The sequence below is a fragment of the Streptomyces nogalater genome (assembly GCF_039532885.1).
GTDB classification, from domain to species: Bacteria; Actinomycetota; Actinomycetes; order Streptomycetales; family Streptomycetaceae; genus Streptomyces; species Streptomyces nogalater.
Map to the genome: position 1 here is coordinate 328,257 of NZ_BAAASM010000037.1, position 12,998 is coordinate 341,254.

12 protein-coding genes are annotated in these 12,998 nt (G+C 73.0%); 8 read left to right on the forward strand and 4 right to left on the reverse strand.

Going from position 1 to position 12,998, the window contains the following annotated elements; all coding sequences use genetic code 11:
- Positions 1 to 1,223, reverse strand: a 1,223-nt coding sequence (locus ABD350_RS26585) for a M6 family metalloprotease domain-containing protein (RefSeq protein WP_344350911.1), incomplete at its 3' end; no start/stop codon positions are given.
- A gap of 275 nt (positions 1,224 to 1,498) precedes the next feature.
- Between ABD350_RS26585 and ABD350_RS26590 the strand changes: the two genes are divergently transcribed.
- On the forward strand, positions 1,499 to 2,146 hold the full coding sequence (locus tag ABD350_RS26590) for a TetR/AcrR family transcriptional regulator (protein ID WP_344350913.1): 648 nt from the start codon (positions 1,499 to 1,501) through the stop codon (positions 2,144 to 2,146).
- 185 nt (positions 2,147 to 2,331) lie between these two features.
- On the forward strand, positions 2,332 to 3,870 hold the full coding sequence (locus ABD350_RS26595) for an MFS transporter (RefSeq protein WP_344350914.1): 1,539 nt from the start codon (positions 2,332 to 2,334) through the stop codon (positions 3,868 to 3,870).
- Between the two features lie 25 nt (positions 3,871 to 3,895).
- Here ABD350_RS26595 and ABD350_RS26600 read toward each other — a convergent pair whose 3' ends face one another.
- Positions 3,896 to 4,405, reverse strand: a complete 510-nt coding sequence (locus ABD350_RS26600; RefSeq protein WP_344350915.1) for a MarR family winged helix-turn-helix transcriptional regulator — start codon at positions 4,403 to 4,405, stop codon at positions 3,896 to 3,898.
- Positions 4,406 to 4,510: 105 nt separating this feature from the next.
- Between ABD350_RS26600 and ABD350_RS26605 the strand changes: the two genes are divergently transcribed.
- Positions 4,511 to 5,302 carry a dioxygenase family protein gene (locus ABD350_RS26605; protein WP_344350916.1) on the forward strand — a complete coding sequence of 264 codons (792 nt, stop codon included), beginning with the start codon at positions 4,511 to 4,513 and terminating at the stop codon, positions 5,300 to 5,302.
- 13 nt (positions 5,303 to 5,315) lie between these two features.
- Here the strand turns inward: ABD350_RS26605 and ABD350_RS26610 are convergent, their stop codons facing one another.
- Positions 5,316 to 5,834, reverse strand: a complete 519-nt coding sequence (locus tag ABD350_RS26610; protein ID WP_344350917.1) for a GNAT family N-acetyltransferase — start codon at positions 5,832 to 5,834, stop codon at positions 5,316 to 5,318.
- A gap of 191 nt (positions 5,835 to 6,025) precedes the next feature.
- Here ABD350_RS26610 and ABD350_RS26615 point away from each other — a divergent pair, with 191 nt between their 5' ends.
- Both ABD350_RS26615 and ABD350_RS26620 read left to right on the forward strand, forming a co-directional pair.
- On the forward strand, positions 6,026 to 7,024 hold the full coding sequence (locus ABD350_RS26615; RefSeq protein ID WP_344350919.1) for a sigma-70 family RNA polymerase sigma factor: 999 nt from the start codon (positions 6,026 to 6,028) through the stop codon (positions 7,022 to 7,024).
- A gap of 446 nt (positions 7,025 to 7,470) precedes the next feature.
- Positions 7,471 to 8,352 (forward strand): TetR/AcrR family transcriptional regulator, encoded by an 882-nt coding sequence (locus ABD350_RS26620; protein WP_344350920.1) that lies wholly within the window; start codon positions 7,471 to 7,473, stop codon positions 8,350 to 8,352.
- A 7-nt stretch (positions 8,353 to 8,359) separates the two neighbouring features.
- Here the strand turns inward: ABD350_RS26620 and ABD350_RS26625 are convergent, their stop codons facing one another.
- Positions 8,360 to 9,379 (reverse strand): helix-turn-helix transcriptional regulator, encoded by a 1,020-nt coding sequence (locus ABD350_RS26625; RefSeq protein ID WP_344350921.1) that lies wholly within the window; start codon positions 9,377 to 9,379, stop codon positions 8,360 to 8,362.
- Between the two features lie 61 nt (positions 9,380 to 9,440).
- Here ABD350_RS26625 and ABD350_RS26630 point away from each other — a divergent pair, with 61 nt between their 5' ends.
- The 3 genes from ABD350_RS26630 (at position 9,441) to pfkB (ending at position 12,848) form a co-directional block, all read left to right on the forward strand.
- Positions 9,441 to 10,952, forward strand: coding sequence for an MFS transporter (locus tag ABD350_RS26630; RefSeq protein WP_344350922.1), 1,512 nt, complete (start codon positions 9,441 to 9,443; stop codon positions 10,950 to 10,952).
- A gap of 190 nt (positions 10,953 to 11,142) precedes the next feature.
- Positions 11,143 to 11,904: a DeoR/GlpR family DNA-binding transcription regulator gene (locus tag ABD350_RS26635; protein ID WP_344350923.1), complete on the forward strand. Its 762-nt coding sequence runs from the start codon at positions 11,143 to 11,145 to the stop codon at positions 11,902 to 11,904.
- Positions 11,901 to 12,848, forward strand: coding sequence for a 1-phosphofructokinase (gene pfkB, locus ABD350_RS26640; RefSeq protein ID WP_344350924.1), 948 nt, complete (start codon positions 11,901 to 11,903; stop codon positions 12,846 to 12,848). The genes ABD350_RS26635 and pfkB overlap by 4 nt, the downstream gene beginning before the upstream one ends.
- Positions 12,849 to 12,998: the final 150 nt, after the last annotated feature.

Sequence of the window (12,998 nt, forward strand, 5' to 3'; positions counted from 1 at the left end):
CGCACGCTGATGCCGTGCCGTGGGTCCTGGAAGGTCTCGCCGGGGGTGAAGGGGGCGTCGGAGAGTTCCGCGTGGACGTTGGGGCTGCGGGTGCAGCCGCCGCTGCCGCGGTGGCTGTCGAAGACGGTGACCGGGCCGCGGCCGGTGTCCACCGCCGCGTCGATTCTGTAGATGAGGACGCCGGGACGGCACACCGCCTCGTCGTTGCCGCCCTGGGCGCGGACCTCCAGCGCGTAGGTGGTGCGCGCGGTGACGGGGATGAGGACCAGCTTGCCGCCGCCCTGCTGGTACAGCGGGGAGAGGGTGAACTCGGCGCTGCCCGGCGCCGCCGCGCAGCCGACCTGGCCGCCGTCCAGCCAGCCCAGCTTCCACTTGTGCCAGCCGAGCAGGTCGTTGTTGGCCCCCCAGTCCTCGCTCATGATGTCCCAGTGCCCGACCGTGCCCCCGCCGTCCTGCGTGTACAGGTCGGGCAGGCCGAAGGTGTGGCCGTTCTCGTGCGGCAGCACCCGGTACCCGGTGCGGTCGTAGGACCCGGAGCCGTCGTCCTGGCGGGAGTAGACGAAGGAGGCGTTGGCGATGCGCACGCCGTCGGCCACCGGGGCGTCGTCGTTGCCGGCGAAGGTCACGGACAGCACGGTGTCCAGGGCGGAGGGGCCGGCGTTCGGGGTGACGAGCACGTTCAGCAGGTCGTAGTCCCGGAAGTCCACCGTCGGGTCGGCGGCGGCCACGAGGTCCTGCACCAGGCTGCGGTAGCCGGGGTCGAAGGGCGCGCCGCGCTCTATGCCGTACTCCTGGAACGGCTTCGGCATGCGCAGCCAGGTGGTGACGGGGGTCTCGGGGCGGTAGTCGAGGCGGCCGTACGACGCGGTGTGGAACCAGTCCTGGGTGCGGGGGAAGAACTCGTGGAAGCGGTCCATCGCGTCGCCCTCGCCGGGCGCGTCGGGGAAGTCGACCATCAGGGTCAGGGCGTGGACCGTGCCGGTGGAGCGGGAGTAGCCGGGCGGGGTGGGCAGGCCCTCGGTCATCTGCACGTCCAGACCGCCACGGATCATGCAGGGAAGGAGCGCGGAGGAGCGGGCCGGTCCGACGGGTCCGGCGGTGGTGGGCGCCGTCAGGTGTCCGGTCCCGGCCGAGGTGCCGACCGCGAGGGTCAGTGCGGTCACCAGGGTCAGGGCGGCCACCCGGCGCGGGCGTATGCGGCGGGGCTGCGGCTGCGGCTGCATGCAGGGACCTTTCGCGCCACGGCAGCCGCCGTCTCCGGCTGCACCCTTGCGCTCACCCTGGGGCGGCGGGGCGGCGGGCGCGCGCTGGAGGAGACCGACGGTGGGAAACCGGCCGCGCGACCGGGTGAAACTCGGCGGCCGGTGATTGTGTCCCAGGTCACAGCGTTTCTTCGGGTGGCCGGGAAATAACCGGGGACGCCTTCCCCGTTTAGCCCTGTGTCCGAACGAAACGGGGACTGGCTCCCCGGATCGCCCCCCGACCAGAGGAGTACTCCGTGCCCGCCGCCACCGCCCCCGCCGAGCGCAAGGTGACCCGGCCGCGCGCCGACGCCCTGCGCAACCGGGAGCGGATCGTCGCGGCCGCCCGGGAGATGTTCGTCGAGCACGGCCCGGAGGTGCCGATCGACGAGGTCGCCCGCCGGGCCGGCGTCGGCAACGCCACGGTGTACCGCAACTTCCCCGACCGGGACGCCCTCGTGCGCGAGGTCGTCTGCTCCGTCATGGACCGCACGGCCGAGGCGGCCGAGCTGGCCCTCGCGGAGAGCGGGGACGCCTTCACCGCCCTGGAGCACTTCGTACACGCCGCCGCGGACGAGCGGATCGGTGCGCTGTGCCCCATGGTGTCCAGCACGTTCGACCAGCACCACCCCGACCTGGTGGCCTCCCGTGAGCGCGTCGAGCGGCTCATCGAGGAGGTCATGGGCCGGGCCAAGGCGGCCGGGCGGCTCCGGCCGGACGTCGGCGTGGGTGATCTGATGATCGCCGTGGGCCAGCTGAGCCGGCCCCCGGCCGGCACGGACTGCCTGCGCGGCGACCGCTTCGTCCACCGCCTCCTGCAGTTGTTCCTCGACGGCCTGCGGGCGCCCGCCCGCTCCGCCCTGCCGGGTGAGGCCCTGAGCATCAGGGAGCTGCGCGCCTCCTGACCGACCAGTTCAGCTCCCGCGCCCGGTCCACCGACAGTACGGCGGTCCGTACGGCCGTTCCCTTCCTGTTCACCGTCCCGCCTTACTCCGTTTTCTCATCATTTTTCACCACGCCGACCGTCGCCCTGCCGACCGGCACCACGCCCTGAGTTGTGAAGCTCCGAAGTCCTGAAGTGGGTATCTCCATGTCCGAAACAGCCCGCAAGGCTGCCGGCCTCGCCGCCCCGAGCGGTGACGCCAACCGCTGGAAGGCGCTCGTCTTCATCGCGCTCGCCCAGCTGATGGTCGTCCTGGACGCCACCATCGTGAACATCGCCCTGCCCGCCGCCCAGGAGGACCTGGGCATATCCGACGGCAACAAGCAGTGGGTGATCACGGCCTACGCGCTGGCCTTCGGGGGTCTGCTGCTGTTCGGCGGCCGGGTCGCCGACCTGTGGGGCCGCAAGCGCACCTTCGTGCTCGGCCTGGCCGGCTTCGCCGCCGCCTCCGCGCTCGGCGGTGCCGCCACCACCGGCCCGCTGATGTTCGGCGCCCGCGCCCTCCAGGGTGTCTTCGGCGCGCTGCTCGCCCCGGCCGCGCTGTCCCTGCTCGCCGTGATGTTCACGGACGCCAGGGAGCGCGCCAAGGCGTTCGGCATCTACGGCGCCATCGCGGGCGGCGGCGGTGCCGTCGGCCTCATCCTCGGCGGCTTCCTCACCGAGTACCTGAACTGGCGCTGGACCTTCTTCGTGAACATCCCGTTCGCCGTGGTCGCCGCGGCCGGCGCCTACTTCGTCATCCGCGAGCCGGAGGGCAGCCGCAACCGCAACCCGCTCGACATCCCGGGCGTCCTGCTCTCCACCCTGGGCCTGGTCGCGCTCGTCTACGGCTTCACCCGTGCCGAGTCCGACGGCTGGAGTGACACGGTGACCGTGGCGATGTTCGTCGCGTCCGTCGTGCTGCTGCTCGCGTTCGTGCTGGTCGAGGGCAAGGTCAAGGCCCCGCTGCTGCCGCTGCGCGTGGTGACCGACCGCAACCGCGGCGGTATCTACCTCTCGCTGGGCCTGGCGATCATCGGCATGTTCGGCCTGTTCCTCTTCCTGACCTACTACCTGCAGATCGTGAAGGGCTACTCGCCGGTCAAGACCGGCTTCGCCTTCCTGCCGATGGTGGTCGGCATGATCACCGGCTCCACCCAGATCGGCGCCCGGCTCATGAACCGGCTGCCGGCCCGGCTGCTGATGGGCCCCGGCTTCCTGGTCGCCGGCATCGGCATGCTGCTGCTGACCCAGATGGAGATCGACTCCTCGTACCCGGCGCTGCTGCTGCCCGCCATGCTGCTGCTCGGCCTCGGCATGGGTACGGCGTTCATGCCGGCGATGTCCCTGGCCACCATGGGTGTCCAGCCCCGGGACGCCGGTGTCGCCTCCGCGATGGTCAACACCTCGCAGCAGGTGGGCGGCGCGATCGGCACCGCTCTGCTGAACACCATCGCCTCCTCGGCGACCACGTCCTACGTCAAGGACCACATCGGCGCCGCCGCCGGCAAGCCGCAGCAACAGCTGGTGGGGCTCCAGGGCATGGTGCACGGCTACACCGCCGCGATCTGGGTCGCCGTCGGCATCCTGGCGCTGGCCTCGCTGATCGCCTTCACCTTCGTCAACGCCGGCCGCCCGGACCCCACCACCGTGATGACCGGCGAGGGCGTCGAGGACGAGGTCCCGGTGCCGGTGGTGGCCCACTGACCCGCACGGTGGGCCACCCGGCGCGCTAGCGGCGCCAGGGCAGGTCCGCACCCGCTTCCGTGGGCTGGAGGCCCTCGGCGACGATCTCCATGATCTCGCCGAGGGCCTTCTGCTGTTCCGGGCTCAGCCGGTCGAACAGCGCCTGGCGTACGGCGGCCACATGGCCGGGCGCGGTGCGCCGCAGCACCTCGAAGCCCTCGTCGGTGAGCACGGCGAACTGGCCGCGCTTGTCGGCGGGGCAGTCCTCCCGGCGGACCCAGCCGTTCTTCTCCAGCCGGGCGACGGCGTGCGAGAGCCGGGAGCGGGTGATCTTCGCCTGCATCGCCAGCTCGGTCATCCGCAGCCGGCGGCGCGGGGCCTCGGCGAGGCCGACGAGCAGGCCGTAGTAGACGTGCGGCATGCCCGCGTCGCGCTGGAGCTGCCGGTCCAGGTGGTCGTCCAGAAGGGTGGTGGCGTGCAGGTAGGCGCGCCAGACGTGCTGTTCCTCGTCGGTCAGCCAGCGGGGCCCTGCGGCGGAGTCCGGTGCCTTGTTCATGTATCCCACTCTACGAGCGGCCTTCTTGAAACTTGAATAAGTGACGGGTAATATTCCGGGAGAAATTTTAGAGTTCAAGTATGCCGCCCGGGAGGAACCGCCGCGATGTCCGCCACCGCCCAGGAGCGCATGCCCGCCCTGTACCTCAGCCACGGCGCCCCGCCGCTCGCCGACGACCCGGTCTGGCCCGACCAGCTCGCCGCCTGGTCCGCGGCCCTGCCCCGCCCCCGCGCCGTCCTCATGGTCTCCGCCCACTGGGAGGAGGCCCCGCTCGCCCTCGGCGCGGTCGAGACCGTCCCGCTCGTCTACGACTTCTGGGGCTTCCCCGAGCGCTACTACACCGTCCGCTATCCCGCCCCGGGCGCCCCGGCGCTCGCCGACGCCGTCCGCAAGCTGCTGCGCGCCCCCGGGCTCCCCGTACAGGACATCCCCGACCGGGGCCTCGACCACGGCGCCTACGTCCCGCTCGTCGAGATGTACCCGGCCGCCGACATCCCCGTCCTGCAGATCTCCCTGCCCACCCTCGACCCGGTCCGCCTGATGGACCTCGGCCGCAGGCTCGCCCCGCTGCGCGACGAGGGCGTGCTGATCGTCGGCTCCGGCTTCTTCACGCACAACCTCGCCGCCCTGCGGCACACCGGGCCGGGCGTGCCGAGCTGGTCGGCGGAGTTCGACGACTGGGGCCGGCGCGCCCTGGAGGCCCGCGACTGGGACGCCCTGCTCGACTTCCTGGACAAGGCCCCGGCCGGCCGCTACGCCCATCCGCGCACCGAGCACTTCGCCCCGCTGTTCGTCACCATGGGCGCGGCGGAGGCCGGCGGCGGCCTGGACGCGCAGAAGTCGGTGATCGACGGCTTCTGGATGGGAATGGCGAAACGGTCCGTGCAGTTCGGCTGAGAGGAAGTCCCGCTCAGAGCTCTTTCTCGTACCAGGCGACGTCCCAGTAGCGGCCGAACTTGCGGCCGACCTCGTGGAACGTGCCGACGTGGCGGAAGCCGAAGCGGGCGTGCAGCCGCTCGGAGGGTTCGTTGGGCTGGGCGATCCCGGCGTAGGCGCGGTGGACGTCCTGTCCGGCCAGGGCCTTGAACAGGGCGTCGTAGAGCAGTGTGCCGACACCCCGGCGGCCCGCGTCCGGGGCGACGTACACCGAGGTCTCCACGGACGTCCCGTACGCCGGCTTCGGCCGGTAGGGGCTGGAGGTGGCGTATCCGAGGATCCGTCGCGTGCCGGTGTCCGTGGCAACCATCAGCCGGTGTGGGCCGTCTTCCGGGTGGGAGAGCAGCCAGGGGCGGCGCTCGGCGGGGGTGAACACCGTGGTGTCGAATGTGATGGCCGTCTCACGGACGTAGTGGTTGTAGATCGCCGTCAGGGCTTCGAGGTCCCCCTCGATTCCCGGTCTGACCTGCACTTCGGCCTGCTCCGACGACATCTCGCCTCCCCGTGTGGCCGACAGGGTACTGCATGATCAGAAAATTTGCGGGGCGGGTTGGGAATTCTGTCCGGATTCCAGTCGTTGTTTCCGTCGGATGCAGGGCACTCGAAGAGAGTCCCGGAGACAGCCCCTTCAGTGCCGCGCGTTCGCAGGACCACCCGCCCGACCACCATCGCAAGGGAGCACGCATGGCAACCCGTGCCGTCGCCCGTCGTCAGTCCGCCACCGGCGAGACGGCCGACTCGGCAAGCAGTGTTCGCGCTCATGGCGGCGAGATCGCAGACCGCGACCTGGTCGGCATGTACCTCGACGAGATCGCGCGTACGCCGCTGCTCGACGCCGCCAAGGAAGTCGAGCTGTCCCAGACCATCGAAGCGGGTGTGTTCGCGCAGCAGGTGCTCGACGGCGAGGAGGAGTCCCGTACGGACGCCACCCGCGAGGAGCTCCAGGCCCTGGTCGATGCCGGTGAGCGCGCCAAGGACGTCTTCATCCGCTCCAATCTCCGCCTGGTCGTCGCGGTCGCCCGGCGCTACCCGCGCAGCGGTCTGCCCCTGCTGGACCTGATCCAGGAGGGCAACGCCGGCCTGGTGCGCGCCGTGGAGAAGTTCGACTACCGCAAGGGCTTCAAGTTCTCCACGTACGCCACCTGGTGGATCCGCCAGGCCATCACCCGCTCCATCGCCGACCAGTCCCGCACGATCCGGCTCCCCGTCCACCTGGTGGAGGAGCTGGGCCGCATCCGCCGCGTGCAGCGCGAGTTCAACCGCGAGCACGGCCGCGACCCGGAGCCCGCCGAGGTCGCCGCGGAGCTGGGCTCGACGCCGGAGCGCGTCATCGACGTCCTGGACTGGGCCCGCGACCCGGTCTCGCTGAACATGGCGGTGGACGACGCGGGCGAGACCCAGTTCGGCGACCTGCTGGAGGACACCTCGGCGGTCTCCCCGGAGCAGTCGGTCCTCACCCTGCTGCGCAGCGAGGAACTGGACGACCTGATCGGCCGCCTGGACCAGCGCACGGCCTCCATCATCAAGATGCGGTACGGCATCGACGACGGCCGGGAGCGCACCCTGACCGAGGTCGGCAAGGAGCACGGGCTCACCCGTGAGCGGATCCGCCAGATCGAGAAGCACGCCCTGCTGGAGCTGAAGAAGCTGGCCCGCGACACGGGGTTCGACGCGGCGGCCTGACGGACGGAAGCGCCGTGGAGCGCACCGCGACCACGCCGTGCGCGCGCCGGGTGGCGCGGGTGGCGAAAGACGGCGCAAACATGGCGCGGTCCCGCCGCTTCAACGGCCCGGCCCGAGGGAACAACCCTTCCGGGCCCGCAAGCGGGCCCGGGGCCGGCACTCCCCACCACCCCCACACCGCACCCCCGGCCGTGCCGACGACGACGTCGGCCGACCCACGCGAGCCACGTCCCGACGCAACCCCCCCCGGCGCCGGGACTTCCCGAGCCGGGCTTCGGCGCCTATCCCCCCCCCGGGCGCCGGGGCCCGGCCCCTTTCTGCCCGGTGAGGCGCTCCCCGTGTCCCGTAAGGGCCCCGCGCACTGGAACGGCGGCCCACCCCGTACCTGAACCCCGGGGTGGACCGCCGGATGGCAGATTCTGCCACACGGGCATAGCCTGCCGGGCATGAGCACCACCCAAACCCCCGCCCACCAGCCGTTTTCCGCCTCCGCGCCGGTGTCCCTCACCGAACGCCGGAAGGCCGAGACACGGATGGAGATCGCCCGGGCGGCGGCGGCCCTCTTCGTCCGGCAGGGCCTGCGGGCGACCCGCGCCGAGGACATCGCCCAGGCCGCGGGCATCGCACCGCGCACGTTCTACCGCTATTTCGCCACCAAGGAGGAGGCGGTCGCCCCCCTCTACGCCGCGGGCGCCCAACGCTGGATCGAGGCGGTCCGCACGGCCCCGGCCGACCTGCCCGTCCCGCAGGCCCTGGAACACGCGGTCCGCCACACCCTCACCCCCGGCCTCGGCGTCTCGGCCGCGTCCTGGGAGTGGCTGCGCACCCTGGTCCGCCTGGCCGGCACCAGCCCCGCCCTGCGCAAGGTCTGGGCGGAGGTGTGCCAGGCGTCGGAGGGCGCGCTGGCGGAGATCCTCGCGGCCCGGGAGGGCGGCCCGACGACACCGCCACCCCGCGGCACCCCACCCCACGGCACCCCGGCCCCGGCCAGCCCCGGCCCGGAGTGCGACACCACGGCCCCATCTCGCCCCGGCCCGGAGCGCGGCACCGCCGATCCCTCACCCACCGGCCCGGAGCGCGGCGCCCGGGATCAGGCTCCGTCCGGCGCGGAGCCGGTGTGGCCCACCCCGCGGCTCCGGTTCGCGGCGGCCGTGGCCGGGGCCGCCGTACGTGTGGCCGTGGAGTCCTGGGCCGCCACGGCGTCCCGTCCCACCGGCCCCGAGGGCCCGGCAGGCCTGGCCGTACGCAACCTGCGCGCGCTGCGCGACTTCGAGTGGGGCGGGGATCACGGGGACGACCGGGCCGGGAGCGACGCGCAACGGCCCTGATGTCCCCCTAGCGGGGCCCTTCCTGAACCTCCGGAGCCTGCGGAGCCTCGGAAGTCCCCGGTCCGGCCTGCGCGGCCCTGCTCAGGCGGTCACCCAACCGCCGTACGCACTGCACCAGTTCGTCCGGCGCGTGCACCGCGAACTCCGCCTCCGCCATCGCCAGCCGCACCGCCAGCCACTCCATGGGGTCGCCCGTGGTGCCCCGCAGGACGCAGCCGCCCGCGTCGTCGTCCTCGGGCACCCCGAGCCACGCGGGAACCCGCGCGGAGACCTGTTCCGCCGGCGCGGCGAACCGCACCTCGAAGGCGTACGTCTCCTGCCGCCGGTGGATGGACTGGCGCAGATACTCGGCGGCGCTCCCCGTGGGCAGTTCCCGCGGCGCGAACCGGACGCCGGTCGCGAGCGGCTCGCTGACCCGGTCCACCCGGAACGTACGCCAGTCCGCCCGGTCGACGTCGTAGGCGACCAGGTACCAGCGCCGTCCCGTCGACACCAGCCGGTGCGGCTCGGTCAGCCGGCGGGAGGCGCTGCCGTCCTTGTCGCGGTAGGCGAACCGCAGCCGTTCGTGTCCCGCCACCGTGGACGCCATCACGGTCAGCGTCTCCGGCGCGATGCCCGGCCCGTCGCCGAGCGCCAGCGGCGTCGTCGCGGCCTGGAGCGTGGACACCCGGTGGCGCAGCCGGGACGGCAGCACCTGCTCCAGCTTGGCCAGCGCCCGCACGGCCGCCTCGTCCACCCCCTCGATGGCGTGCCCGGCACCGGCCCGCAGCCCCACCGCGATCGCCACGGCCTCCTCGTCGTCCAGCACCAGCGGCGGCATCGCCTTGCCCGCCACCAGCCGGTACCCGCCGTCCGCCCCCCGCGTCGCCTGCACCGGATACCCCAGCTCCCGCAGCCGGTCGACATCCCGCCGCACGGTCCGCCGGGACACCCGCAGCCGGTCGGCCAGCTCACCCCCGGGCCACTCGCGAGGCGTCTGGAGCAGGGACAGCAGCTGAAGCAGCCGGGCCGGCGTGTCGGTCGTCATACGACGAGCATGGCGCACCTTTAGGACAGGATCTGGCCTATCCGGGCCCTAGGTTCCTCCCATGACCACCACCCCTACGCCGCCGACAGCCCCTGCCGACCGGACCCGCTGGCTGGCCCTCGCCATCGTCATGGCCGCGGCCTTCATGGACCTCGTGGACGTGACGATCGTCAACATCGCCATCCCGTCCATCCAGCGCACCGAACACGCCTCGGTCGGCCAGATCCAGTGGATAACCGCCGGCTACGCCCTCGCCTTCGCCGCCGGACTGATCACCGGCGGCCGGCTCGGCGACATCCACGGCCGCAAGCGGGTGTTCCTCGTCGGCATCGGCGGCTTCACCCTCGCCTCCGCCCTGTGCGGTTTCGCGGCCAATCCGGAGATGCTCGTCGCCTCCCGCTTCCTGCAGGGCGGCATGGCCGCGCTGATGGTGCCGCAGGTGCTGTCGATCGTGCACGCCACCTTCCCGGCCCACGAACGCGGCAAGGTCTTCGGCCTGTTCGGCGCGATCGTCGGCCTCGGCGCGGTCTCCGGCCCGCTGCTCGGCGCGCTGCTGACGCAGTGGAACCTGTTCGGCCTCGAATGGCGGCCCATCTTCCTCATCAACCTGCCCGTCGGCGTGGTCGCCTGGCTGCTGGGCCGCCGGTTCATCACCGAGTCCCGTGCCCCCAGGGCGCTGAAGCTGGACCTCGTCGGCGTCGCCCTGGTCACGCTGGGCCTGCTGATGCTGCTCTACCCGCTGACCCGCGGGCGCGAGCTGGGCTGGCCGCTGTGGGGGTACGCCTCGATGGGCGGCGCCCTCGTCGTCTTCGCGGGGCTGGTGGCGTACGAGCGGCGCAAGGCGGCGCGGGACGGCTCCCCGCTGGTCGAGCTGTCGTTGTTCCGGGTGAAGAGCTTCGCCGCCGGTATCGCCGTACAGACCGTGTTCGGGGTCGCGCTCGGCATCTTCTTCCTGGTCTGGACGCTGTACATGCAGATGGGGCTGGGCTGGAGCCCGCTGCGGGCCGGGCTGACCGGGGTGCCGTTCTCGCTCGCGGTGTCCACGGCGGCCGGGCTGTCGGTGCAGCAGCTGGTTCCGCGGTTCGGCCGCAAGGTGCTCCAGGCGGGCGCGCTGCTGATGGGCGCGGGCGTGCTGCTCTACCTGTGGGAGGCCGACCACTACGGGCTCTCCATCGCCCCCTGGCAGATGGCCCTGCCACTGGTCGTGATGGGTCTCGGCATGGGCCTGATCGTCGCCCCGCTGACCGACGCGGTGCTCTCCGAGGTGCCGCGCGAGCACGCCGGTTCCGCGTCCGGGCTGATCAACACCGTGCAGCAGATGGGCAACGCGCTCGGGCTGGGACTGGTGTCGGTGGTCTTCTTCGGGCAGATCGGCGACCGGCTCGCCCCCGACCGGGTCGGCCCGGCCTTCGTCCACGCCTTCCAGCACGCGCTGTGGTACGTCGCCGGGATCATGGGCGCGATCTTCCTGCTGATGTGCGCCCTGCCGAAGCGCCCGGCCCGGCATGTGGAGGGCGCGGGCGAGGAGACGCCGGCGGGCGAGCGGGCGTCGGAGCCGCAGCTCGTGCACTGAGCGGAGACGGCGACGCGGGGCCCGGGGCCGTACCGGCCGCCGGGCCGCCGCGCTGTCCGGACCGGGCCGAGAAGCCCGGCCGGAAGTCCGTTCATGCCCGAGTCGGGTCTGTATCTGTTTACTTTCCGGGAATCCGGCCGTAGCCTCCCTGTGAAACCACACGTTCGGGCACAGGCGGAGGCGAACGGACATGTACGCACCGGAGCGGCAGCAGGAGATCCTCCGGCTCGCCCGGGACGGCGGCCGGGTGGACGTGCTGTCGCTGGCCGAGGAGTTCCAGGTCACCGCGGAGACGATCCGCCGCGACCTGAAGGCCCTCGACCGCGCCGGTCTCGTCCGCCGGGTGCACGGCGGTGCCATCCCGGTCGGCCGCCTCGACTTCGAGCCGGACCTCGCCGAGCGCGAGTCCACCGCCGCCGACGAGAAGGACCGCATCGCCAAGGCGGCCCTCGCCGAACTGCCCGCCCAGGGCACGGTGATCCTCGACGCCGGTACGACGGTGGCCCGCCTCGCCGCGACGATCCCGCTGGAGGCGTCCCTCACCGTCGTCACGCACAGCCTGCCCATCGCCGCCCGGCTGGCCGACCACCCGGGTATCCAGCTCCATCTGGTCGGCGGCCGGGTACGGCACCGTACGCGCGCCGCCGTGGACGCCTGGGCGCTGCGCGCGTACGGCGAGATCCGCGCCGACGTGCTGTTCGTCGCCGCCAACGGCTTCTCCGCCGAGCACGGTCTGACCACCCCCGACCTCGCCGAGGCCGCGGTCAAACGGGCCGCGGTCGGCGCCGCGCGGCGGGTGGTGCTGCTGGCCGACTCCGGCAAGCACGGCCAGGAGCACTTCGCCCGCTTCGCCGGCCTGGGCGAGGTGGACCTGCTGATCACCGACAGCGGGCTGGGCCCGGACGACGCCGCCGCCATCGAGCGCGGCGGCACGGAAGTGGCGCGCGCATGATCCTCACCGTCACCCCCAATCCGTCCCTCGACCGCACCTACGAGGTGCCCGCCCTGGAGCGCGGCGAGGTCATCCGCGCCGGCGGCGAGCGCGTGGACCCCGGAGGCAAGGGCGTGAACGTCTCCCGGGCCGTCGCCGCCGCCGGCCGGCGCACGGTCGCCGTCCTGCCCCTGGGCGGGGCGCCGGGCGCGCTCGTCGCCGATCTGCTGGCCGCGCAGGGCATCGAGGTCGCGCCGGTCCCGGTGGCCGGCGCGACCCGCTCCAACATCGCGCTCGCGGAAGCCGACGGGGTGCTCACGAAGATCAACGCGCCGGGCCCGGAACTGTCGGCGGCCGAAGAGGAACTCCTGCTGGACACCGTACGGTCGCACTCCCGCGCCGCCGACTGGATCGCCTGCTGCGGCAGCCTGCCCCGGGGGCTCGCGCCCTCCTGGTACGCCGACCTGGTCACGCGGGCGCACGCCGCGGGGGCGCGGATCGCGCTGGACACCTCGGGGCGCGCCCTTGTGGAGGCACTGCGCGCGCGGCCCGATGTCGTCAAGCCGAACGCCGAGGAGCTGGCGGAAGCCGTCGCGCGCCCGCTGGCCACCGTGGGCGACGCGCTCAAGGCGGCCGAGGAGTTGCGCGCGCTGGGCGCCCGCACCGTCCTGGCGAGCCTGGGCGCCGACGGACAGCTCCTGGTGGAGGACACCGGCGCCTGGTTCGGCAGCGCGCGGGTGTCCGCCGTGCGCAGCAACGTCGGTGCCGGGGACGCCTCCCTGGCCGGCTTCCTCATCGCCGGCGGCACCGGCCCCGAGGCCCTCGCCTCCGCCGTCGCCCACGGCGCCGCCGCGGTCCGGCTCCCCGGCAGCGTGATGCCGACCCCCGCCGACCTGGACCCGGCGTCGGTGACCATCACGGCGGACCTCCCGCTCGACCGCGAGCTGACGGAGCCGGTCTCGTGACCTCGCCGGTGACCGTCTACGGCGGACCTCCCGTTCGGCCGGGAGCCGACGGGGTCGGTCTCGTGACCTCGCCGGTGACCGTCGCGGCGGACGCCGCCGGTCTCATGACCTCGCCGGTGACCGTCTACGGCGGACCTCCCGTTCGGCCGG